Source organism: Kitasatospora sp. NEAU-69 (assembly GCF_057158765.1).
Map to the genome: position 1 here is coordinate 53,827 of NZ_JBWXUE010000037.1, position 22,598 is coordinate 76,424.

The following is a 22,598-nucleotide window of genomic DNA, read 5'->3' on the forward strand; positions in this document are numbered from 1 at the left end:
TATGGCGAATTCCCCCCACGGCCCCCGCACCGCCCGCGCCGCGCTGCGGCCGTTCAACCTGCACGCCCTCGAACTCCTGGTGGCCGTCGCGGAGACCGGGAGCATCAGCCAGGCCGCCGCGGAACTCTCCATCAGCCAGCCCACCGCCAGCTCACGGATGCGGACCCTGGAGCGCCAGCTCGGCCTCCAACTGGTGGAGCGCTCGACCACCGGGTCCCGGCTCACTCCCGCCGGCCTGACGTTCACCGCCTGGGCCGGCGACGTCCTCGCCCAGGCGCAGACGCTGGCGGACAGCCTGGCCGCCATGCAGGTGCAACAGGGAAACCTCAGGGTCGCCGCCAGCCTCACCCTCGCCGAGTACCTGCTGCCGCACTGGCTGGTCACCCTGCGCCGGCTCCACCCCGCCACCCACGTCGAGCTGAAGGTCGCCAACAGCCACCAGGTCATCGAGGCCCTGCTGCACTCCGAGGCCGACATCGGCTTCACCGAGAGCCCGTTCGTCCCCAGGGACTTCCGCTCGGCCCTGGTCGGCCGCGACCGGCTGGTGGTCGTCACCGCCCCCGGCCACCCCTGGACCCGCCGGACCACTCCCCTGACGGGCGCCGAGCTCGCCGAGACCCCGCTGCTGCTGCGCGAGAGCGGCTCCGGCACCCGCGAGACCCTCGAACGCGCCCTGCGCCCCTGGCACGGCCCGTCCGTGCCGCTGCTCGAACTCGGCTCCACCGCCCCGCTGCGCAGCGCCGCGGCCCAGGGCGCCGCGCCGGCCGTCCTCTCCGAGCTCGCCGTGGTCGACGACCTCGCCGCCGGACGGCTCGTCGAGATCCCGATCACCGACGATCTCCCGCTCGCCCGCCAGCTGCGCGCGATCTGGCCCAGCCGGCTGGACCTGTGCGAGTCGGCGCGCCACCTGCTGGACGTGGCTCGCCGCTCTCAGTGAGGTTCTGAGGCACCCCCGCGGCCGCCGGCGCTGTAGAGCGCGTCCCAGCCGCTCAGCTTCACCCGGTCGCCGCGGCCCAGGGCGACCGCGATCTCGTGCTCGCGCTCCTCGATGCCCAGCCAGTCCGCGTAGCTCACCGGCCGCACGCCGCGCGCGGCGAGCAGTTCGGGCAGCGGCGGCGCTCCGGGCGCCGCCCGGTGCGCGGGCCGGCCGGCGAGCTGGTCCGCGAGCAGCGCGCGGGCGGTCTGCGCCGCGTCGGACTTGTTGCTCCCGATCACGCCGGTCGGGCCGCGCTTGAGCCAGCCGGCGACGTACTCGCCCGGCAGCGGAGCGCCGTCGGGGCCCAGGACCCGCCCCTCGGCGTTGGGCACGACGCCCCGCTCCCGGTCGAACGGCACGCCGGGCAGCGGCACCGACCGGTAGCCGACCGACCGCAGCACCAGCTGCACCGCGAGCTCCTGGTACTCCCCGGTGCCGACGACCCGGCCCGCACCGTCCAGCCTGGTCCGCTCGACCCGCAGCGCGGTCACCCGGTCGGTGCCGAGGATCTCCACCGGCCGCAACCAGAACCGCACCGACACCCGCCGCGGCCGCCCCCGCGACGGCCGGCCGGCCCAATCCCGCAGCACCGCCAGGTTGCCCCGCACCCGCCGCTCCACCGGCTCCCCGCCCGGATCGCCCCCGTCGAGCTCGCGCCGCGCCCCCGCGACCGCGATGTCGGCGCCCGGCAGCTCGCCGAGCTCGCGCAGCTCCTTGGTGGTGAACCGGGCCTGGGCCGGCCCGCGCCGCGCGATGATGTGCACCTGCTCGACCCTGCTGGCGGCCAGCGCGGCGAGCACCGGCTCCGGCACGTCGGTCGCGCTCAGCTCGGCCGCGGGCATGGCCAGGATCCGGGCCACGTCGAGCGCGACGTTCCCGGCACCGATCACCGCGACCGACTCCGCGTCGAGGTGGAACAGCGCGGGGTCGGCGTCCGGGTGCCCGCAGTACCAGCGGACGAACTCCGCGGCCGCCGCACTGCCCGGCAGCTCCTCGCCGGGCACCCCCAGGTGCCGGTCCTCCGGCGCGCCGGTCGCGTACACCACGGCGTCGTAGCAGCGCAGCAGCGTCTCGCGGGAGACGTCCCGGCCGACGCAGAGGCCGCCGAGGAACCGCACCCGGGGGTGTTCGAGCACCCGCCGCAGGTAGTCCGCGATCGAGCGGATCGACGGGTGGTCGGGCGCGACGCCGTAGCGCACCAGGCCGTACGGCGTGGGCAGCCGGTCCAGCACGTCCACCGAGACGTCGGCCGGGCCGACTTCCAGGCCGCCCGCACCGGCACCGGCACCAGCGGCCGCTTCGGACTGCCTGACCAGTGCCTCGGCCGTGTACAGGCCGGCCGGCCCCGAGCCGATCACCGCCACCCGCACCGCCGTCATCGGCCCTCCTTCCGCGCACACCCTCGAAGCCAATCGTTGCACCTCACGCCCGCCCACAGGCCTCCAGCAGTGCCCGGCTAGGGTGTCCGCCATGATGCGCACCCGGCTGTACCGAAACGGCACCCTGAAGCTGGAGGACTTCCCCGCGGAGGACATCTCCGAGTACGTCGGGGACCCCGAGTGCACGGTGTGGCTGGACGTGCACGACCCCGAGTCCGCCGACTTCGAGACGATCATCGAGGAGTTCGGCCTGCACGAGCTCGCCGTCGAGGACGCCCGGCACGAGCACCAGCGCCCCAAGCTCGACCGCTACCGCACCCATCTCTTCCTCTCCGCGTACGCGGTCCGCCTCGACCCCGAGACCGCCGCGTTCGACGTCGGCGAGGTCGCCGCGTTCATCACCTCCAACGCGCTGATCACCATCCGCAAGGGCCGGCACTGCGACATGGAGCACGTCGTCCAGCGCTGGGACGACAATCCGGACCTGGCCGAGCACGGCGTCGGCTTCCTGGTGCACGGACTGCTCGACTACCTGGTGGACACCCACTTCAAGGCCGTCCAGGCCCTCGACGAGCGGATCGAGGACCTCGAAGACCTGCTCTTCGAGGACAGCGCGCAGCAGATCCAGGAGGTCCAGCGCACCTCCTACGAGCTGCGCAAGAGCCTGGTCAAGCTGCGCCGCGTGGTGCTGCCGATGCGCGAGGTCGTCAACTCGCTGCTGCGGCGCGACGTGCAGGTGGTGAACGAGCACCTGATGCCGTACTACCAGGACGTCTACGACCACGTCCTGCGGGCCACCGAGTGGACCGAGTCGCTGCGCGACCTGGTGACCACCGTGATGGAGACCAATCTGACGGTCCAGGGCAACCGGATGAACATGATCATGAAGAAGGTCACCAGCTGGGCCGCGATCATCGCCGTGCCCACCGCCGTGACCGGCTTCTACGGCCAGAACGTGCCGTACCCCGGCTTCGGCACCCACACCGGCTTCTGGGCCTCGACCGTGATCATGATCGTGCTGTCCGTCGTGCTCTACGGTGCCTTCCGGCGCCGCGACTGGATCTGACGCCCCGGCCGGCGCGACGGCACCAGTCGCGACGGCGGCACTCGGGTGTCGCCCGGCCGGCACCGGCGAGGCGCCGGGGGCGGCCGGGAGGGCGCGGTTATCTTCGGAGCCCGGTTACTGCCCCGAGGAGACCCATGCCTTCGACCCAGGCCCCGGCGAGCACCACGGCGGGGCAGGTGCTGCGGACCTGGCGGATCTGGCTGTTGCCCGCAGTGATCACCAGTGTGGTCGCACTGCTGCTCTCGCTGGTCTACATGGGCGGCATCCTCAATCCGCGCGGCGACCTGCACCGGCTGCCGATCGGCCTGGTCAACGCCGACCAGGGCACCGTCGTCTCGGGGCAGCAGGTGAACCTCGGCGCCCAGGTCACCGCGGGGATCGCCGGTGCGCCGGATCCGCAGCACCAGATCTCCTGGCGGGTGCTGAACACGGCCGAGGCGATGGACGGCCTGGCCTCCGGGAAGCTCTACAGCGTGCTGGCGGTGCCGGCGGACTTCTCCGCCTCGATCGCGGCGCTCGGCAGCACCGGGTCGCCGCAGCCGGCCCGCCCGACCATCAGCGTGCTGACCAACCCGGGGGCCGGCAGCCTGGCCTCCTCGCTGGCCAGCACGATCGCCCAGCAGGCGGCGCACGCGGCCTCCACCCAGCTGGGCCAACAGCTCACCGCCCGGCTCCAGGCGCAGGCGCAGGCCCAGCCCCAGACCCAAGCCCAGGCCCAGCCCCAGGGCGGCCCGCCGAACAGCGCCGAGCAGCTGCTGATCGCCGACCCGGTGACGGTCGTGACGGCCGTCGGCCACCCGATCGGCAACCACAGCGGCCTCGGGCTGACGGCGTTCTACTACGCACTGCTGCTGGTGCTGCTGGGCTTCCTCGGCGGCAACGTGATCAGCAACGGCGTCGATGTCGCCCTCGGTTACGCGGCCAGCGAGCTCGGGCCGTGGCGCCGGCAGCGGCCCGATGTGGTGCAGATCTCCCGCACTCAGACGTTGCTGGCCAAGTCCGTGATGTCGGTCGGGATCTCGGTGCTGACGTCCAGCCTGATCATGCTCGCCACCATCGCGGTCCTGGGCATGGACGCCTCGCACCTGCCGCTGCTCTGGATCTTCTCGGTCTGCGCCTCGGCGACCGTCGGGATCGGCGTCCAGGCCATCAACGCCGCGTTCGGCGGGATCGGGCAGCTGGTCAGCATGTTCGTCTTCATCGCGCTGTCGCTGCCGTCCTCCGGCGCGACCATCCCGTTGCAGGCGCTGCCGACCTTCTACCGGGTGCTGTCCTACTTCGAGCCGATGCGCCAACTCGCCGACGGCGTCCGGTCGATCCTGTACTTCGACGCCCGCGCCGACGCCGGGCTCGCCCGGGCCTGGAGCATGATGGCGATCGGCCTGGCCGTCGGGCTGCTGTTCGGCTTCGGCATGACCCGGTACTACGACCGCAAGGGCCTGCACCGCATCGTGCCCGAGCACGCCGAGCCCGCCGAGCAGGCCGGGCCCGCGCCCGCGTGACTCGAACAGCCGTCTCCGCAGCGCCGCCGTGCCGGTTTTCACCCAGGCTTGGTCGCGTACGGCCTTCACGGGCGACCTCGGTCGACGGGAACCGGTTCCATGACGGAGAACAACGGCAAGACCCCCAGTGCCAAGAAGACGCACAGCCCCACTCGAAGACTGCTCGGTGAACTCGCCGCAGAGTTCACCGGCACGATGATCCTGATCCTCTTCGGCGTCGGCGTCGTGGCCCAGGTCGTCGCGGGCGGCATCGGCAACCACGACAGCATCGCCTGGGCCTGGGGCCTGGGCGTCACGTTCGGCATCTACACCGCCGCGCGAATCAGCGGCGCGCACCTCAATCCGGCGGTCACCGTCGCACTCGCCGTCTTCCGCGGCTTCGAGTGGCGCAAGGTGCTGCCCTACGCACTGGCGCAGACCGCGGGCGCGTTCGTCGCGGCACTGCTGGTGCGCTGGAACTACAGCGAAGTACTGAACAAGGTCGACCCCCACCACACCATCAAGACCCAGGGTGTCTTCTCCACCCTGCCGGGCAACGGCACCCTGCCGGTCAGCGACTGGGGCGCGTTCCGCGACCAGATCATCGGCACCGCGATCCTGGTCTTCCTGGTGCTGGCCGTGACCGACGCGCTCAACACGCCGCCCGAGGCCAATCTGGGCCCGTTCATCGTGGGCCTCATCGTGGTCGCGATCGGCATGGCCTGGGGTACCAACGCGGGCTACGCGATCAACCCGGCCCGCGACTTCGGCCCGCGGCTGGCCAGCTACATCACCGGATACGGCACGGCCTGGCGAGATCAGTACGGCCATCTGTACTTCTGGGTCCCGATCGTCGGACCGTTCGTCGGCTGCCTGGTCGGCGGTGTCCTCTACCGCTACCTGATCGCTCCTCACCTCGGATTCGAGGAGCCCGCGGAGCCCGGCCGGGCCCCGATCGAGTCGATCACCTGAGCCCGGCTCCGACCACGCCCAATCCGACCAGCCCCAGCCCCAGTCAGCACTCAGCGGAAGCAGAGGCGGCACACCATGCCAGAGTTCGTCGGAGCGGTGGACCAGGGGACCACCAGCTCACGGTTCATGATCTTCGACCACGCCGGCAACGAGGTGGCGAGGCACCAGCTGGAACACACGCAGATCCTGCCCCGCCCCGGCTGGGTGGAGCACGACCCGGTGGAGATCTGGGAGCGCACCAACTCGGTGATGCAGAACGCCGTCCGGCAGGGCGGCCTGTCACCGGCCGACCTGGTGGCGATCGGGATCACCAACCAGCGTGAGACGACGGTCGTCTGGGACCGCCGCACGGGCCGGCCGTACTACAACGCGATCGTCTGGCAGGACACCCGCACCGACTCCATCGCGGCCGCGCTGGAGCGCGAGGGTCACGGCGAGGTGATCCGCCGCAAGGCCGGGCTGCCGCCGGCCACCTACTTCTCCGGCGGCAAGATCAAGTGGATCCTCGACAACGTCGAGGGCGTGCGGGCGGATGCCGAGGCGGGTCACGCGATCTTCGGCACCACCGACTGCTGGGTGCTGTGGAACCTCACCGGCGGCCCGGAGGGCGGGATCCACGCCACCGACGTGACCAACGCCAGCCGCACCATGCTGATGAACCTGGAGACGCTGGACTGGGACGACGAACTGCTCGCGCTCTTCGGCATCCCGCGCAAGATGCTGCCGGTGATCCGGCCGTCCTCGCACGCCGAGGCGTACGGCACCGCCCGCACCTCGCGGCCGCTGCGCGAGGCCGTGCCGATCACCGGGGTGCTCGGCGACCAGCACGCGGCGACCGTCGGGCAGGTCTGCTTCGCCCCCGGCGAGGCGAAGAACACCTACGGCACCGGCAACTTCCTGGTGCTCAACACCGGTACCACACTGGTCCGTTCACAGCACGGCCTACTCAGCACGGTGGCCTACCAGTTCGGCGACAGCCCGGCGGTGTACGCGCTGGAGGGCTCGATCGCGGTCACCGGCTCGGCCGTCCAGTGGCTGCGGGACCAGCTGAAGATCATCACCAGCGCGCCGGAGGTCGAGCGGCTCGCCGCCTCGGTCGAGGACAGCGGCGGCGTGTACTTCGTGCCGGCCTTCTCCGGGCTGTTCGCACCCTACTGGCGCTCCGACGCCCGCGGCGCGATCGTCGGGCTGGCCCGCTACCACACGAACGGGCACCTGGCCCGCGCCACGTTGGAGGCGATCTGCTACCAGAGCCGGGACGTGGTCGAGGCGATGGAGCAGGACTCCGGCGTCCACCTGGACGTGCTCAAGGTGGACGGCGGCGTGACCGCCGACGACCTGTGCATGCAGACCCAGGCCGATGTGCTCGGCGTCCCGGTCAGCCGTCCGGTCGTCGCCGAGACCACCGCGCTCGGCGCCGCGTACGCCGCCGGCCTGGCCACCGGATTCTGGCGCGACACCGACGAACTGCGCTCGCACTGGCAGGAGTCGAAGCGCTGGGAACCCTCGTGGACGCAGGAGCGGCGGGACGAGGGGTACGCCGGCTGGAAGAAGGCCGTGCAGCGCACCCTCGACTGGGTCGACGTCAAGTAGTGGCAAAGCAGCGGGATTTCGACGGTAACGAGTGACGAGTAGAGAAGGAAGGGGCCCAGTCATGGCCAAGCCAGTGGCACTCTCCCCGCAGGCCCGGACCGAGGCGCTCGGGCGGATGGCCGAGCGCGAGCTCGACGTGCTCGTGGTCGGGGGTGGCGTGGTCGGCGCGGGCTCGGCCCTCGACGCGGTCACCCGGGGCCTGACCGTCGGGCTGGTGGAGGCCCGTGACTGGGCGTCCGGGACCTCCAGCCGGTCCAGCAAGCTGATCCACGGTGGCCTGCGCTACCTGGAGATGCTGGACTTCCGCCTGGTCGCCGAGGCACTCAAGGAGCGCGGCCTGCTGATCCAGCGGCTCGCGCCGCACCTGGTCCGCCCGGTGCCGTTCCTCTACCCGCTGACCCACCGGATCTGGGAACGGCCCTACGTGGGCGCCGGCGTGCTGCTCTACGACACGATGGGGATCACCTCCGGCACCGCGCGCGGCCTGCCGCACCACCGGCACCTGCTGAAGCGCAAGGCGCTGCAGGAGGCACCGGCGCTGCGCTCGGACGCGCTGATCGGCGCCGTCCAGTACTGGGACGCGCAGGTGGACGATGCCCGACACACCGTCAACATCGTTCGCACCGCTGCCTGTTACGGTGCGCACGTGGCCAACCGCAGCCGGGTCACCCGGTTCCTGCGGCAGGGCGAGCGGGTCGTCGGCGCGCTGGTGCGGGATCTGGAGAGCGGGCAGGAGTTCGAGGTCCGGGCGAAGCAGGTGATCAACTCCACCGGCGTCTGGACCGACGACACGCAGAGCATGGCCGGCACCCGCGGCCAGTTCCACGTCCGGGCGTCCAAGGGCGTCCACCTGCTGGTCCCGCGCGACCGGATCAACTCGCGCACCGGGCTGATCCTGCGCACCGAGAAGAGCGTCCTCTTCGTGATCCCGTGGGGCCGGCACTGGATCGTCGGCACCACCGACACGGCCTGGGACCTCGACAAGGCGCACCCGGCGGTCAGCTCCAGCGACGTCAACTACCTGCTGGAGCACGTCAACAAGGTGCTGGTGACACCGCTCACGCCGGAGGACGTCGAGGGCGTCTACGCGGGCCTGCGCCCGCTGCTGGCCGGTGAGGCCGCCGACACCAGCAAGCTCTCGCGCGAGCACCTGGTCGCGCACCCGGTGCCCGGCCTGGTCGTGGTCGCGGGCGGCAAGTACACGACGTACCGGGTGATGGCCAAGGACGCGGTGGACGAGGCGGTGCGCAACCTGGACGAGAAGGTCCCCCCGAGCACCACCGAGAACGTCCCGCTGATCGGCGCCGACGGCTACCACGCGACCTGGAACGCCCGGCACACCCTGGCCGAGCAGTCCGGGCTGCACGTCGCCCGGGTCGAGCACCTGCTGCGACGCTACGGCTCGCTGGTGTACGAGCTGCTCGCCATGGTCGCCGAGGACCCCTCGCTCGGCGAGCCGCTGCCGAGCTCCGGCGCCGACGACTACCTGCGGGTGGAGGCCGTCTACGCGGCCACCCACGAGGGCGCCCGGCACCTGGACGACGTGCTGGCCCGGCGCACCCGGATCTCGATCGAGTCCTGGGACCGCGGCGTGGACTCCGCCCGCACGGTCGCCGAACTGATCGCGGGCCCGCTCGGCTGGGGCCCGGAACAGATCGAGCGCGAGATCGACCACTACCTCAAGCGGGTCGAGGCCGAACGCGAGGCACAGCACCAACCGGACGACCGGACGGCGGACGCCGTCCGGCTCGGCGCCCCGGAGATCGTGCCGCTGAGCTGACCCCCGGCGCCGCGATGCGCCGACGTGCGCCGATGCCCTGCCGTCCCGGATTCCGGGGCGGCAGGGCATCGCATTTTCACAACAGTTCGTGCAGCTTCCGATCGATTCACATCAGTTGACATGCCCGCGGAGCGGGAACATGCTGTGTGCCGCAGCCGAAACCGCGGCAGATTTCATCAACTGCCGTGTCATTGCTGCGAGTTCGATCATCATCGCCATCACCTCAGCGAAGGAGATCCGCCATGAAGAAGCTCCAGGTTCGCAAGACCGGTCCGGTTCGTCTGACCAGCACCGCCACGCCGTTCTACACCTGCCCCTGCTCCAACCTCTGATGAAGCCGCCCCGGGGGGGGGGGGGGTTTTTTTTCTCCCCCCCAGGGGATCCCCCCCCCCCCCAACCCCCCCTTCCCCCTCCCCAAACTTTGGAAAACACCTCCCTGTGTGGTGGTCTTCTCCCCCCCCCCCCCCCGGGGCACCCATGCCCAGCCGGCCGCGGCCGGCGAATCCGACGGCAGGAGGCGTGGTGGACGCGGCAGCCCGAATTCATTTCCATGCACTGACCTTCGTGGACGAGGGAGAGGAGACCGTGATCGGCCGACCGGACATCGACTCCTTCGCGGTCTTCCCCGCGGACGCGGCCGGTGCGGTCCGACACCTCCTGGACGGCGAGACGGTCACCGAGGTCAGCGACTGGTACCAGCACACCTACGGTGAACTCGCCGACATCGAGGACCTGGTGGACACGCTGCGGGAGCTGGAGTTCCTGCGCGACCCGCTGGCGCCGGACCCGGCGGAGCAGCCGCCGCCACCGGTGCGCGGACGCAGGCTCGGCCGACTGGCCTTCTCGCCGCCCGCCTGGGTGCTGTACGCGCTGCTCGTCTCGGCCGCCGGCTGGCTGGCCGTCACCGTCCCCGAGCTGCATCCCACGCCGTCCAAGGTGTTCTTCAGCAGCTCCATCGTGGTCATCGAACTCGTCTTCTTCGCAGCGCAGTTGGTCGGCGTCGCCTGGCACGAGTCGTTCCACATCCTCGCCGGGCGCCGGCTCGGCCTGCCCAGCCGGCTCAGCATCGGGCGACGGCTGCTGTTCATCGTCTTCGAGACCACGCTCGCCGGACTGATGGGCGTGCCACGGGCCAAGCGGATCCTGCCGTTCTGCGCCGGACTGGTCGCCGACGCGCTCTTCTTCGCCGCGCTGATCGGGGTCGGCGAGGTGGACCGGCTGGCCAGCGGCGGCGTGACCACGATCGGCCGGGTCGCCTGCGGGCTCGCCTACATGACGCTGCTGCGGATGGGCTGGCAGTTCATGGTGTTCATGGAGACCGACCTGTACCACGTCGTCTCGCTGCTGTTGCGCTGCCCCGACCTGCACAGCCTCTCCCGCAGCTACCTGGGCAACACCCTGTGGCGGGCGCTGGGCCGCACCGGCCGGCTCGCCGACGAGTCCGGCTGGACCGCGCGGGACCGGAAACTGGCCCGCCGCTACGCGCCGTTCGTGCTGTTCTGCGGCGCCCTGACGATCGTGGTGGTGGTCAGGGGGATCGTCCCGGTGGTGGGCGGATTCGGGGTCCGGCTGGTCCACGGCATCGGCAGTGGCGAACTGGGCAATCCGCACTTCTGGGACTCCGCCGCAGCAGCCCTCGCGATCCTCGGCCAGCTCGGGCTGCTCGCCGGGATGACGCTGCGCGACCGCCGGCGGCTGCGCAGCGCCGCCACCGCCGCCACCGCCGCCTGAGCCGCTCCGCACGCTCCCCGATCTCGCCGCGCTCGCCGCTCGACCAGCTCCGCCGCTCCGCCCCTGACGCCCAACTCCGATGCCACCTCGTGGAGTCCGCCATGTCCGATGCCCCCCAGCACCTCTGGCTCACCGCCGAGCGCGCCCAGGCCAGCGCGCTCCTCGCCGACGAGGCGGGGCGCGTCCTGCACGTCGACGCCAACCGCAGGCTGCGCGGCCCGTACACCGCGACCGGCTCGCTGCTTCGCCTGCTGGTCCCCGAACTCCACGAGCATGCACCCGAGTTGTTGATCCGGCACGCCGTCGAGGTACTGGCCGTCGCGCCGGAGACGCAACCGCTGGTGGGTCTCGTCAGCGGCACGCTCACCTCGCAGGCCGGATCCGATGAACGGACCCGCTGGTACTCCCGGCTGCGCACCCGCCGGATCTCGCACGGGCTCATCGACCTGCTGCGTGCCTGGGCCGCCCGCGCCGACCAGGGCCCGGCCGTTCTGGTGTACCGGAACGTCGACCAGGCCGACTTCACGGATCTCGAATTCCTCGAACTCGCGCTGCGCCGACTCGATCCAGCCGCGGTGCGCATCGTCATGACGGGTCCGGACGCCGAGCCGCCGCTGCCGCTGCGAGCGAGCGTGGCCGCCCACGCCGAGCGGCGCCGCCTGGCCGCCGCCCCGGAGGCGGTCCGACCCGCAGCGAACGCCGGCGCCGACGGACAGGTGCTCGCCTGGGCGTACATCGCCGCCGAGTGTGCCACCGACGACCCCGAGGCACAGGCGGCCTACCTGGCGCTGGACCCGCGGCAGCGCGCCACGCTGCACGACCGGCGGGCCGACGAGCTCGAACTGCGCGGCGAGTTGAGCCTGCGGCTCGGCGCCGTCGTGTTCCACCGCGAGCGCGGCCGCGCTCCGCACACCGCCGGCCTGGCCGCCTGCCGCGAGGCGACCTCCCGGTGCGTCGGCCTGGGCTACTACGACGCCGGCCTCGAACTCGCCGACCGGATGGCCGCACTGGTCGAGCCGGACGACGAGACCTCCTACCGCGAGGCCCGGCTACTGGCCGCCCAGTGCCTCGCCCTGCTCGACCGGCCGGCCGAGACCGAACAGCTCTACTTCGACCTGCTGGCCCGCACCACCAGGCTCAAGGTGCACATGTCGGTCTACTACGCGCTGAGCATGCTCTACACCCGGCTCTACGGGCCCGAGCAGAAGGACCACGAGCGCGCCCTGGCGTACGTCAACACCGCCATCGGCGCGGCCGAGTCGCTGCCCGACGTCGAGGACCGCGCGTTCCACGCGGTGTTCATGAACAACGGCAAGGCCCTCGTCCAGACCCACCGCAAGGACCTAACGGCCGCGCTGGAGCTGGTCACCGCCGGACTGGACCGACTGGACAAGGAACTCGGAGCGGACAAGCACCAGTTGCACCGCTCGGTACTGCACCACAACCGCGCCCAGGTGCTGACCGCGCTCGGCCGCGCCCAGGAGGCGCTGATCGAGTTCGACCACGTCGTCACGGTCGACCCGCAGTACCCGGAGTACCGCTTCGACCGGGGCAACCTCAACTTCCAACTCGGCTCGTTCGAAGCCGCTCTGGCGGACTACCAGGAGGCGATCAGGCTCGGCCCGCCGTTCCCCGAGGCCTACTGGAACCGCGGCAACGCCTACGCCGAGCTCGGCGAGACCGACGCCGCCCTCGCCGACTTCGGCTATGTGCTGGACCTGGAGCCGGAGTTCACCGAGGCCCGGGTGTCACTCGCCTCGCTGCTGCTGGACCAGGGCGCACCGGCCGAGGCCGCCGACCAGGCCCGAACCGGCCTCGCCCTGACTCCCGAGGAGGCCCGGCTGCACTGCACGCTCGGCCTGGCCCTGCTCGAACTGGAGCAGCCGGACGAGGCCATGTCGGCCTTCACCCGAGCCCTGGAACTGGATCCCGAGCTGTCCCAGGCCCTGGTCAACCGTGCCTTCGCGGCCCACGCCCAGGGCCGCCTCGACGAGGCGATCGCCGACCTGACCGCCGCCGTCGCCCAGGACCCGGGCAACCCGGACCTGCACTACAACCGCGGGTTCCTGCTGGAGGAACTGCACCGCTGGGACGAGGCGATCACCGAGTACACCGCAGCCCTCGCCGACGAGGCCAACCCGGACCGGACCGAGCTGCTCCTGCGCCGCGCCCGCTGCCACGCCCGCCTCGGCAACCACGCCGCGACCCGCACCGACCTCACCGACCACCTGGCAGCGGGCGGCGACGAGCACGCCGAGGAAGTGGCGGCGCTGCTAGGGCGTGTCTCATAACTCCCGCCGGGCGCGCGACGCCGGGCATCCCTCCCCCAGCCTCCGGCCGGGAGGTGCCCCCACGGACGCACCGGCGAAGCGCCCAAGTACGACCCAGTACGAGGACGCTTCGCCGGCACGCCCAGCCGGGCGCCACCCGGCCGAAGGCTGGGTGTTGGGGGCACCTCCCGGCCGAAGGCTGGGGGAGCCGCGCGCTGATCCGACGCGAATTGTGAGACACGCCCTAGACCCCACCCCGCCCGCGGCAGACGGCACACCGGTCGCCTGAGGCCGGATCCCCACGCAGCCCCGCCCGCAGCTTCAGTAGAGTGGCGGCATGGCGGCTGACAGTGCCGGCGACACCGGCGTGGACGGCAGTAGCAGGAGCGGCGACGGCCGAGCGGCGATACCCAGCCGCCTCGGCGTGGTGCGGCAGCGGCTGCGCACGGAGCTGCTGACCCGGGTCGCCGGGCCGGACGCCACCACGGCCCGCAGCCGGATCCACGACACGCCGGGGCCGCGGTGGTTCGGGCCGGACCGGCCGATCCGGGTGGTGCACGGTGATGCCTCGATGTTCGTCGGCGGGCTCCGCGCGCTGCTGCTCCAGTCGCTGCACCCGCTCGCCATGGCGGCCGTCGCGGCGCACTCGGGCTACCGGGGCGATCCCTGGGGCCGGCTGCAGCGCACCAGTACGTTCCTGGCGGTGACCACCTACGGCACGGCCGCGGACGCCCAGCACGCGGTGGACCGGGTCCGGGCCGTGCACGAGCGGGTGCGTGGCACCACGGCGGCGGGCGAGCCGTACGCGGCCTCCGATCCACATCTGCTCGCCTGGGTGCACATCGCCGAGATCGACAGCTTCCTGCGCGCCCACCGCAGGTTCGGCGCCAGGCCGTTGGACGAGGACGGGTACGACGGCTACGTCGCCGACACCGCCCGGGTCGCCACCGCGCTCGGCGTGCCGGATCCGCCGCGCGACCAGGCCGAGCTGGCCGCCCGGCTGGCGGAGTACCGCGCCGAGCTGCGCGGCACGCCGCAGGCCCGGGAGGCGGCCGGCTACCTGCTGTACCGGCCGCCGCTGCCGTGGGCCGCCCGGCCGCCGTACGCCGTGCTCGCCGCCGGCGCCGTCTCGCTGCTGCCCTGGTGGGCCCGGGTGCCGCTGCGGCTGCCGTACCTGCCGGTGCTGGAGGCGACCGGCGTACGACTGGCGGCCGGCGGCCTGACCAGGACGATCCGCTGGGCCCTGACGCCGCCGGCGGCTGAAGCAACGATTTGAGTGCCATGGCCGCCCTTCCCCCCGCCCGCCATCTGATCCGCGCCAAGGATCTCGCCGACGTCCGCTATGCCGAGCCGCTCACCGTCGCCGAACTCGCGGCCGCGGCCGGCCTGTCCCGGGCTCACTTCAGCCGCGAGTTCCGGCGGGCGTTCGGTGAGTCGCCGCACGCGTACCTGCTGACCCGGCGGCTGGAGCGGGCGGCCACGCTGCTGCGCGGCACCGACCGGCCGATCGCCACGATCTGCTACGACGTCGGGCTGAACAGCCTGGGGTCGTTCACCACCAGCTTCACCCGGATGTTCGGGCTGACGCCCGCCGCCTACCGGGCCGCCTTCCCGCCGGCCACCGCGCACGCGATCATCCCCGGCTGCGTGCAACGCGCGTACGGGCGGCCGCAACACCGCACGTTTCGAGAAGACGGCGCGCAAGGCCCCGCAATAGCGTGACGGTATCGCCGGCAAGGCCGCGCACCACCCGGCGGCCGGGCACCACCGACGAATCACGCACCGGGAGAATCCGATGATCAGAATCGCCACCGCCCAACTCTGGGTCCACGACCAGGACGAGTCGCTCGCCTTCTACACCAAGAAGGTCGGCATGGAGGTCCGCAGCGACGTCACGCTCGAGGAGATGGGGAACTTCCGCTGGCTCACGGTCGGCCCGGTGGGACAGGAGGACGTCGCCATCGTGCTGATGGCGATCCCCGGCCCGCCGGTGTTCGACGCCGATACGCAGGGCCAGGTGCGCGAGCTGACCGCCAAGGGCGCGGCCGGCACCGTCTTCCTCACCACGGACGACTGCGACGCCGCCTACGCCGAGCTCTCGGAGCGCGGCGTCGAGTTCAACGAGAAGCCCACCGACCAGCCGTACGGCCGTGATTGCGGCTTCCGCGACCCGTCCGGCAACAACATCCGGCTCACCCAGCTCCGGGAGATGTGAGCCCTCGCTCCGGCTCCGACCCGCGCTCCGGATGGACCAGTGCGGGTCGCGGCCGCCGCCGCGCCGGGTGACGGTGAGGGGGATGGCACGGGAGCGGTCCCGGCCCTGGACGCTGGGCGGATTTCGTGAGCAGGAGCCACAGGAGTCACAGGAGTCACTCGGGAAGGACCACGGCCGGTGGGGCGCGGCGCACCGCGCTGGCGGCGACACTGGTCGTGGCCGCCGGTGCGCTGACCGGTCTTTCGGCATGCAGCAGTTCCTCGACGAACCCCTCGATGCCGTCGACCACCGCCACCCCCACGTTCTCCCCGGCGACGGCCTCGTTCTCCGGATCCGTCCCGCCCGGGCTGAGCACGCTCGCCTCCTCGGCCTCCGCCGCGGTCTCCTCGGCAGCCGCCTCGAACTCCTCCGCGGCCGCCTCCTTCGAGGCCTCGGTCTCGGCGGCCGGCGCCGATGCCCGCGCCTCGGCCTCGGCCGCCCTGGCCACCGCGGCCGGCAGCGGCAACGCGCTCGGCGATGTCGTGCTCACCGGAGTGCCCAAGGCGAACACCGGCGGACTGAACGCGGCGGTGGTGACCATCACGAACAGCGGCACCGACACCGCCTCGTACGCCGTGCGGGTGGACTTCACCGACTCCGCCGGCCACACCGTGGACAGCGTCGTCGTCGGCGCCGAGAACCTCGCCCGGGGCGCGACGGCGAGCCCGATCGCGTCCACCACCAAGGAGTCGGACGTCGCGCTGAGCCCGGTCGTCGTGACCGCGCAGCGGACACCGTGACAGCCTGATTCCGCATCGGGGATTAAACGGCTGCCGAATGAGCATAAATCGGCCATACCGCGACATCTGCCGATGCTGACGGAGGCGGCCGATGGCCGATCCGAAGGGCTTCCTCACCACCCCCCGGCAGCTCAGGCCCCGCCGGGGGGCCGCGGAGCGGGTGGCGGACTGGAACGAGGTCTACGCCGGGCAGAGCCTGCTGCCCATTGTCGGCGCGCAGGCCGGGCGCTGCATGGACTGCGGCCTGCCGTTCTGCCACGCCGCCTGCCCGCTGGGCAATCTCATCCCGGACTGGAACGACCTGGTCTACCGCGACGACTGGCGGGCGGCCGTCGCCCGGCTGCTCTCCACCAACAACTTCCCCGAGTTCACCGGACGCCTCTGCCCGGCCCCCTGCGAGAGCGCCTGCGTGCTGGCGATCGACTCCGATCCGGTGACGATCAAGAACGTCGAGCTCGCGATCGCCGAGCAGGCCTGGCAACTCGGCCACGACCGGGCGCTGCCGCCGGAGTACCTGTCCGGCAAGACCGTCGCCGTGATCGGCTCCGGCCCGGCCGGGCTCGCCGCCGCCCAGCAGCTGACCCGGACCGGCCACACCACCGTGGTCTACGAACGCGCCGACCGGATCGGCGGCCTGCTCCGCTACGGAATCCCGGACTTCCGACTGGAGAAGCGCCACCTGGACCGGCGGATCGCGCAGATGCGCGCCGAGGGCACCCGGTTCCGCACCGGCGTCGCAGTCGGCACCGAGCTGCCGGCCGCCGAGCTGCGGGCGCGGTACGACGCGGTGGTGGTGGCGGTCGGCGCGACCCGCCGGCGCGAGCTGGCGATACCAGGGCGCGAGCTGGCCGGCGTGCACCAGGCGATGGAGTACCTCCCGCTCGCCAACCGGGTCGCGGCGGGTGATCTCGCCGAGCCGCCGATCAGCGCCGACGGGAAGCACGTGGTGATCATCGGCGGCGGCGACACCGCCGCCGACTGCCTGGGCACCGCACTGCGCCAGCACGCGGCCGACGTCACCCAGCTGGACATCAACCCCCGGCCGGGCGAGCGGCGGGCGGCCGAGCAGCCGTGGCCGGTCCATCCCAAGCTCTACCGGCTGACCACCTCGCACGAGGAGGCGCAGGCGTTCTCTCCCCCGGCCTCCCGCAGCGCCGCACCCGCGCGCGGTCCGGACGCGCGGGTCTTCGCCGCCGCCACGCTGCGGCTCGACGGCGCCCCGGACGGCCACGTCCGCTCACTGCACCTGGCCGAGGCCGAGCCCGCCGGGCGGCAGCCGCTGCCCGGCACCGACTGCGACCTCCCGGCCGACCTGGTGCTGCTCGCGCTGGGCTTCAGCGGACCGGAGCAGCACGGCGGCCTGCTCGCCGACCTGGGGCTCGCGACCGGAGCAGACGGCAGCATCGCCCGGGACGACGGCTTCGCCGCCGGGCTGGACGGCGTGTTCGTCGCCGGTGACGCGGGGCGCGGCCAGTCGCTGCTGGTCTGGGCGATCGCCGAGGGCCGCTCGGTGGCCGCCGCCGTGGACCGCTACCTGACCGGCTCGACCGCCCTGCCGGCCCCGATCACCCCGGCGGACCGCCCCCTCGCGGTCTGACCGCACCCCCACCGTCCGGCCGCGGCCCCCCAGCATCGGGCCCCGCGCCCCACCGTCCGGCCCCGGTCAACGCACCGGGATCCGGTCGGGCGCGGGGCCGGGCGGAGCCACGTCCCGCCGCTCCGGGCGGTGGCGCGCCGCGGCCCGCCCCGGCCGCAGCGGCCACCAGACACTCCGGCCGAGCATCGCCGCCATCGCGGGCACCAGCACGATCGACAGCACGAAGGCGGAGAGCAGGATGCCCAGTGCCGTCGCGAAGCCGACCTGCTGGGTGGCCGTCCCGGGCGTCACCGCGAGGCTGCCGAACGAACCGGCCAGCACCAGGCCGGCCGTCGCGATCGCCGGCCCGGTGTGCCGCACGGCCCGCGCCACCGCCGCACGGGCCTGCCCCGGCTGCTCCATCTCCTCCCGGATCCGGTCGCTGATCAGGATGTTGTAGTCGGTGCCCAGCGCGACGACGAAGAGGAACAGCACCAGCGGGAGGGTGAAATCGACACCCGGCCGGTGCATCGCGTGCTGGAACAGCAGGGTCGCCGAGCCGAGCGTGGCCGCGAAGCCGAGGCCGACCGAGAGCATCAGGATCACCGGCGCGAGCAGGCTGCGCAGCAGCAGGACCAGGATCAGCGCGATCAGCGCCGCCGCGACCGGGAAGACGAGCTTCAGGTCATGGCCGACGGCGGCCGAGACGTCGGCGAAGACGGCCGGCGTGCCACCCACATGGGCCACCAGGCCGGCGGGCGTCTCCCTGGCGACCACCGCGCGCACCGGACCGGAGACCAGGTCGCGGGCCTGCTGGGACTGCGAGTCCGCGGTCAGGTACAGGTCGATCCTGGCCGCCTGCCCGCTCCCGCTGAGCACCGGCTTCGCAACCTGGCCGACCCCTGCGACCCGGCCGAGGTCGTGCGCCAGGCCGTCCAGCCTGCCGGGGTCGAGCGGGCTCGCGTCTTTCGTCTCCAGGTAGACGCTGGTCGGGTCGGAGACACCGGCGGGCAGCGCACGGGAGACCTCGGCGGCGGTGTTCTGCGCGGCGGTGCGCGGGCCGCCGCCGCCCAGGCCGTAGTCCATATTCATGCCGGCCAGCCCGCCGGCGAGCGCGCCGAGCAGCGCGACGGAGGCGACGGCCACCGCGAGCGGCCGCCGGGCCACCAGCCTGCCGAGGTGGGCGGCCGTGCCCTCGCGCGGCTCGCGCCGCAGCGCCCGGGAGGGCCAGAACAGTTTGCGGCCGGCGGCGGACAGCACGGCCGGCATCAGCGTGAGGCCGGCCAGCAGCATGACCAGCACCGAGACCGCGATGGCCGGGCCGAGCACCCGGAACTGCCCGAAGCCGGCCACCCCGAGGGTCGCGAAGGCGGCGACGATGGTCAGCGCGGCCGAGGTGACCGCGGTGCCCACCCGCCCACCGACCTCGGCGGCCGCGTCTCGGCGGTGCTGACGAGGGTTGGCGCGCAGTTGCTCACGGAACCGGAACATCATGAAGAGGAAGTAGTCGATACCGATCCCGAGCAGCACCACGGTGATCAACTGCGGTACCGAAGGGTCGAGTTCGATACCGGTCAGGAGCGCGGTCCCCACCACCGCGCCGCTCGCCACGCCCCCGATGAGGATCACCGAGAGCAGCGGCACCAAGGCCGCCAGGATGCTCCGGAACGCCAGCACGTGGATCAGCACGATCAGCCCGAGCATGCAGCCGGAGGCGATGGTGGTGAGGTTCTTCGTCGCGTCCGCGGAGTCGAGCTGGTCGGCCAGGCCGCCGGTGAAGCCGGTCCGCATGCCCATCGCGGCGAACTCGGTCCTGGTGCTGTCCCGGAACGCCCGGAAGGTGTCCTGGAGGCCGGGATCCGCGGAGTTGCCGACCAGATCGGCGCCGAGCAGCTCGAAGGTGCGGTCCGGCGCGACCATGGCCGGGGCGACCTGCGGGGTCTGCGAGTAGTCGTGCTGCAGCGGCGTCGACTGCCGGGTTCTGGGCATGGCGACCCTCTGCCGGCCCAGCCGCTGCGCCTCGGCGTCGATCCGCTGCTGATCCGCGGCGGTCAGCGGCCTGCCGTCCGCCCTGGCGACCAGCACGGTCACCGGGTTCGCGTCGGACTTCGCCCCGAACTGGTCCCGGGCGATCGTCATCGCGGCGGCCGAGTCGTAGCTCTTGGGCAGGAAGCCGGCCGTCTGAGTCTGGGTCACCCGGTACATCAGCGCCTGGCTCAGGATCGTCAGGAGTATCCCCAGGACCACCCAGCCGGCGATCACCTTCCACGGGTTCCTGGTGGAGAACCCGGTCAGGGCTCGGATCACAATGTCCTCCGTCGGTCGAGCAGTTGTCGAGCAGTTGCCGGTGGTTCCCGGCCGATCTCCAGACCATCACGGCGCACCCGCCGTTCTCGTCCTGCGCAGGGCGAGACCGCGAGCGGGACCAGGGTCCGACCCGTACCGCCGACCAGGAGCCTGCTCCTGGTCGGCAGTGCGGGCCGGCGGGGCCGGTCTGCGGTGCCGGTCGGCGCAAGGATCGCGTCAACGCTCACGGCTGCCACTTGCGCCGCGCGCCCGGCCTGCCTACACCAGAGATCAGGAGGTGCACGATGCGCCGATTTCTGACCCGGGGCCCGGCCGCGCTACTGGCGGCCGTGTCGGCCCCGATCGCGCTCTGCGCGGTGCTGCTGCCGTTCCGGTCCCACCTGGCCAACACGAACGTCGCGCTGCTGCTGGTCGTCGTCGTGGTGGCCGTGGCGGCACTCGGCCGGCCGGTCGCGGGGGCGCTGGCCGCCGTGGGTGCCGCGCTCTGGTTCGACTTCTTCTTCACCCGTCCGTACGAACAGTTCGCGATCAGCAAGTCCGCCGACCTCACCACCGCCGTCCTGCTGCTGACCGTCGGCCTGGCGGTCTCCCAACTGGCCGCCCGTGCCAGGCGGTTCAAACTGGTGGCGGTCACCGGCGCCGGCTACCTGCGCGCCCTCAGCGACACCGCGGTGCTGGCCCGCTCGCCGAACTCGACGCTGACCGTCGTCGACCAGGTCCGCGAGCAGCTGATCGACCTGCTCCAACTGCGCGGCTGCCGCTTCGAGTACGGCTCGCTGCTGGGCCACCCGCCGCGCTTGGAGCACGACGGCTCGATCCTGGTCGGCGGGCAGGTGTGGGACACCGACCGGCTCGGCCTGCCGAACGAGGACGTGGAGTTGCGGATGTCGCGCAACGGCCAGTACATCGGCCGGTTCATGCTCGAACCCACTCCCGGTGCGGTGCCGTCCCGCCAGGCCCGGCTCGTCGCGGTCACCCTCGCCGACCAGGCCGGCGCCGCCCTCGACTCACTGCACCGCCCGGTCAAGGCTTCCTAATGAAGTTGTCAAGCCGCTGCGGCAACCGGAGGTACAGCTTGGTAACACCGTCCGTCACGGATGAGTGCCCACATAACGTTGACCCGTCGGCGGGCCAGGGCAAGGACCGCCTGCTTGTGACGCTTGCCTTCAGCGCGCTTGCGGTCGTAGAAGCGCCTGGACTCTGTATGACAGCCGATGCTGATCAACGCCGAGGTGTAGAAGACCCGTTGCAGCCCGCGGTGGTACTGCTGAGGGCGGTGAAGGTTGCCACTGACGCGCCCGGAGTCCCGAGGTGCCGGGGCCAGGCCCGCGAACGACGCGAGACGGTCAGGACTCGCGAACGAAGTGATGTCGCTGCCGATCGCGGCAAGGAACTCAGCGCCGAGCACAGGCCCGATGCCAGGCATGCTGGCGATCACATCGGCGAGTTCGTGCTTGCGAAACCGGTCCTCGATGAGCTTGTCGATCTCCGCGACCTTCCCGTTGAGGACCATCACCTCCTCGGCCAGGGCCTGGACCATCTGGGCGATTGCCTTCTCCCCCGGCACAGAGGTGTGCTGACGCTCCGCGGCCTCGTGCGCGGCGGCTGCCAGCGCGGCAGCGCTTCGAACCTTGCGGTTGCCCAGCCACTTCTCCAAGCGGCTCACACCCGCTCGGCGGATGGCCGCCGGGGTCTGGTAGCCGGCCAGCAGCACCAGCGGCCCGGCGTTGGTCAGCTCCAACACGCGCTCAAGCGCCGGGAACACACTAGTCAGCGTCCCGCGCAACCGGTTGACCGCCCGGGTACGATCACAAACCAGATCGGTCCGCCTAGCCGTGAACAACTTGAGCTCGATGGTGGCCTCGTCGCTAGGGCGCATGGGCCGCAGGTCTCGGCGAACACGAGCCTGGTCCGCGATGACCAGCGCGTCCCTGGCATCGGTCTTGCCCTCGCCCCGGTATCCGTCCGTGGCCCGGTTGACTGCCCGGCCGGGGATGTAGAGCAGCGGCTGGCCGTGGTTGACCAGCAGGGTGATCAGCAACGCGGCACCGCCGTCGGCCATGTCCACCGCCCAGGTGGCCTCCTCGCCCAGGTCGAGGACGTCGTCCAGCAGTTGCAGCAGCTCCAGCTCGTCGTTGACCACGCGTCGGGACAGCAGCTTCCTGCCTTCCGCGTCGATGACGACGCAGTGGTGGTGGGCCTTGCCGCAGTCGATCCCCGCCCATATCCGGCTCATCGTTCTCCTGCCGTGCTCGTCGATGCAGTGCTTACCACGGACGACCTCGCCGGCATTGCCCTACTCAGCGATCTTGTCGCACTTCCTAATCAGCGGCCGAGTCGTCGTGGGGTGCCGGGCGGCCAAGCCATGAGAGCCACGAGCGGCAGCCGCCTGAAAGCCACACCCAGCACCCCTGGGTGATCAAGACCATACGACTGGCTTCATCGACCCATCAACAACGTAGGGCCGCCTGAC

The 22,598-nt window shown here is 72.1% G+C and carries 18 protein-coding genes; 14 read left to right on the plus strand and 4 right to left on the minus strand.

Going from position 1 to position 22,598, the window contains the following annotated elements; translation table 11 throughout:
* Position 1 precedes the first annotated feature (1 nt).
* Entirely contained in the window at positions 2-937 is a 936-nt protein-coding gene (locus tag AC060L_RS31275) for a LysR substrate-binding domain-containing protein (RefSeq protein ID WP_483802337.1), read from the plus strand.
* On the opposite strand, the gene AC060L_RS31280 is transcribed toward AC060L_RS31275, so the two are convergent.
* Positions 931-2,355 (minus strand): FAD-dependent oxidoreductase, encoded by a 1,425-nt coding sequence (locus AC060L_RS31280; protein ID WP_483802338.1) that lies wholly within the window; start codon positions 2,353-2,355, stop codon positions 931-933. The two genes, AC060L_RS31275 and AC060L_RS31280, sit on opposite strands and share 7 nt — an antisense overlap.
* Positions 2,356-2,446: 91 nt before the next feature.
* Here AC060L_RS31280 and AC060L_RS31285 point away from each other — a divergent pair, with 91 nt between their 5' ends.
* The 10 genes from AC060L_RS31285 to AC060L_RS31330 all read left to right on the plus strand — a co-directional run bounded on the left by AC060L_RS31285 (position 2,447) and on the right by AC060L_RS31330 (position 15,463).
* Positions 2,447-3,421 (plus strand): magnesium transporter CorA family protein, encoded by a 975-nt coding sequence (locus tag AC060L_RS31285; RefSeq protein ID WP_483802339.1) that lies wholly within the window; start codon positions 2,447-2,449, stop codon positions 3,419-3,421.
* A gap of 134 nt (positions 3,422-3,555) precedes the next feature.
* Positions 3,556-4,923 carry a YhgE/Pip domain-containing protein gene (locus AC060L_RS31290; RefSeq protein ID WP_483802340.1) on the plus strand — a complete coding sequence of 456 codons (1,368 nt, stop codon included), beginning with the start codon at positions 3,556-3,558 and terminating at the stop codon, positions 4,921-4,923.
* A gap of 99 nt (positions 4,924-5,022) precedes the next feature.
* Positions 5,023-5,874 carry an MIP/aquaporin family protein gene (locus AC060L_RS31295; RefSeq protein ID WP_483802341.1) on the plus strand — a complete coding sequence of 284 codons (852 nt, stop codon included), beginning with the start codon at positions 5,023-5,025 and terminating at the stop codon, positions 5,872-5,874.
* 75 nt (positions 5,875-5,949) lie between these two features.
* Positions 5,950-7,467: a glycerol kinase GlpK gene (gene glpK, locus AC060L_RS31300; RefSeq protein ID WP_483802342.1), complete on the plus strand. Its 1,518-nt coding sequence runs from the start codon at positions 5,950-5,952 to the stop codon at positions 7,465-7,467.
* Between the two features lie 61 nt (positions 7,468-7,528).
* Positions 7,529-9,247, plus strand: coding sequence for a glycerol-3-phosphate dehydrogenase/oxidase (locus AC060L_RS31305; RefSeq protein WP_483802343.1), 1,719 nt, complete (start codon positions 7,529-7,531; stop codon positions 9,245-9,247).
* A 564-nt stretch (positions 9,248-9,811) separates the two neighbouring features.
* Positions 9,812-10,978 (plus strand): hypothetical protein, encoded by a 1,167-nt coding sequence (locus AC060L_RS31310; RefSeq protein WP_483802344.1) that lies wholly within the window; start codon positions 9,812-9,814, stop codon positions 10,976-10,978.
* Positions 10,979-11,079: 101 nt separating this feature from the next.
* Positions 11,080-13,269: a tetratricopeptide repeat protein gene (locus tag AC060L_RS31315; RefSeq protein ID WP_483802345.1), complete on the plus strand. Its 2,190-nt coding sequence runs from the start codon at positions 11,080-11,082 to the stop codon at positions 13,267-13,269.
* A 316-nt stretch (positions 13,270-13,585) separates the two neighbouring features.
* Positions 13,586-14,524, plus strand: a complete 939-nt coding sequence (locus tag AC060L_RS31320) for an oxygenase MpaB family protein (RefSeq protein WP_483802346.1) — start codon at positions 13,586-13,588, stop codon at positions 14,522-14,524.
* 5 nt (positions 14,525-14,529) lie between these two features.
* The gene (locus AC060L_RS31325) at positions 14,530-14,970 is read left to right on the plus strand and encodes a helix-turn-helix domain-containing protein (protein ID WP_483802347.1); all 441 of its coding nucleotides are present in this window, start codon (positions 14,530-14,532) and stop codon (positions 14,968-14,970) included.
* Between the two features lie 73 nt (positions 14,971-15,043).
* Positions 15,044-15,463, plus strand: coding sequence for a VOC family protein (locus AC060L_RS31330; RefSeq protein WP_483802348.1), 420 nt, complete (start codon positions 15,044-15,046; stop codon positions 15,461-15,463).
* 154 nt (positions 15,464-15,617) lie between these two features.
* Here AC060L_RS31330 and AC060L_RS31335 read toward each other — a convergent pair whose 3' ends face one another.
* The gene (locus tag AC060L_RS31335; RefSeq protein ID WP_483802349.1) at positions 15,618-15,758 is read right to left on the minus strand and encodes a hypothetical protein; all 141 of its coding nucleotides are present in this window, start codon (positions 15,756-15,758) and stop codon (positions 15,618-15,620) included.
* Here AC060L_RS31335 and AC060L_RS31340 point away from each other — a divergent pair.
* Together AC060L_RS31340 and AC060L_RS31345 are read left to right on the plus strand one after the other, a co-directional pair.
* On the plus strand, positions 15,739-16,242 hold the full coding sequence (locus tag AC060L_RS31340) for a hypothetical protein (RefSeq protein ID WP_483802350.1): 504 nt from the start codon (positions 15,739-15,741) through the stop codon (positions 16,240-16,242). The two genes, AC060L_RS31335 and AC060L_RS31340, sit on opposite strands and share 20 nt — an antisense overlap.
* A gap of 91 nt (positions 16,243-16,333) precedes the next feature.
* Positions 16,334-17,839 carry a glutamate synthase subunit beta gene (locus tag AC060L_RS31345; RefSeq protein ID WP_483802351.1) on the plus strand — a complete coding sequence of 502 codons (1,506 nt, stop codon included), beginning with the start codon at positions 16,334-16,336 and terminating at the stop codon, positions 17,837-17,839.
* 66 nt (positions 17,840-17,905) lie between these two features.
* Here AC060L_RS31345 and AC060L_RS31350 read toward each other — a convergent pair whose 3' ends face one another.
* Positions 17,906-20,125, minus strand: coding sequence for an MMPL family transporter (locus AC060L_RS31350; RefSeq protein ID WP_483802352.1), 2,220 nt, complete (start codon positions 20,123-20,125; stop codon positions 17,906-17,908).
* A gap of 284 nt (positions 20,126-20,409) precedes the next feature.
* Here AC060L_RS31350 and AC060L_RS31355 point away from each other — a divergent pair, with 284 nt between their 5' ends.
* Positions 20,410-21,162 (plus strand): DUF4118 domain-containing protein, encoded by a 753-nt coding sequence (locus AC060L_RS31355; protein ID WP_483802353.1) that lies wholly within the window; start codon positions 20,410-20,412, stop codon positions 21,160-21,162.
* An 8-nt stretch (positions 21,163-21,170) separates the two neighbouring features.
* Here the strand turns inward: AC060L_RS31355 and AC060L_RS31360 are convergent, their stop codons facing one another.
* Positions 21,171-22,361, minus strand: a complete 1,191-nt coding sequence (locus AC060L_RS31360) for an IS110 family RNA-guided transposase (RefSeq protein ID WP_483798717.1) — start codon at positions 22,359-22,361, stop codon at positions 21,171-21,173.
* Positions 22,362-22,598 lie beyond the last annotated feature (237 nt).

Coding starts and splice junctions, on each gene's coding strand:
- AC060L_RS31275 (WP_483802337.1), top strand. CDS start 2: ATGGCGAATTCCCCCCACGGCCCCCGCACCGCCCGCGCCGCGCTGCGG.
- AC060L_RS31280 (WP_483802338.1), bottom strand. CDS start 2,355: ATGACGGCGGTGCGGGTGGCGGTGATCGGCTCGGGGCCGGCCGGCCTG.
- AC060L_RS31285 (WP_483802339.1), top strand. CDS start 2,447: ATGATGCGCACCCGGCTGTACCGAAACGGCACCCTGAAGCTGGAGGAC.
- AC060L_RS31290 (WP_483802340.1), top strand. CDS start 3,556: ATGCCTTCGACCCAGGCCCCGGCGAGCACCACGGCGGGGCAGGTGCTG.
- AC060L_RS31295 (WP_483802341.1), top strand. CDS start 5,023: ATGACGGAGAACAACGGCAAGACCCCCAGTGCCAAGAAGACGCACAGC.
- glpK (WP_483802342.1), top strand. CDS start 5,950: ATGCCAGAGTTCGTCGGAGCGGTGGACCAGGGGACCACCAGCTCACGG.
- AC060L_RS31305 (WP_483802343.1), top strand. CDS start 7,529: ATGGCCAAGCCAGTGGCACTCTCCCCGCAGGCCCGGACCGAGGCGCTC.
- AC060L_RS31315 (WP_483802345.1), top strand. CDS start 11,080: ATGTCCGATGCCCCCCAGCACCTCTGGCTCACCGCCGAGCGCGCCCAG.
- AC060L_RS31320 (WP_483802346.1), top strand. CDS start 13,586: ATGGCGGCTGACAGTGCCGGCGACACCGGCGTGGACGGCAGTAGCAGG.
- AC060L_RS31325 (WP_483802347.1), top strand. CDS start 14,530: ATGGCCGCCCTTCCCCCCGCCCGCCATCTGATCCGCGCCAAGGATCTC.
- AC060L_RS31330 (WP_483802348.1), top strand. CDS start 15,044: ATGATCAGAATCGCCACCGCCCAACTCTGGGTCCACGACCAGGACGAG.
- AC060L_RS31340 (WP_483802350.1), top strand. CDS start 15,739: ATGCCGTCGACCACCGCCACCCCCACGTTCTCCCCGGCGACGGCCTCG.
- AC060L_RS31345 (WP_483802351.1), top strand. CDS start 16,334: ATGGCCGATCCGAAGGGCTTCCTCACCACCCCCCGGCAGCTCAGGCCC.
- AC060L_RS31355 (WP_483802353.1), top strand. CDS start 20,410: ATGCGCCGATTTCTGACCCGGGGCCCGGCCGCGCTACTGGCGGCCGTG.
- AC060L_RS31360 (WP_483798717.1), bottom strand. CDS start 22,361: ATGAGCCGGATATGGGCGGGGATCGACTGCGGCAAGGCCCACCACCAC.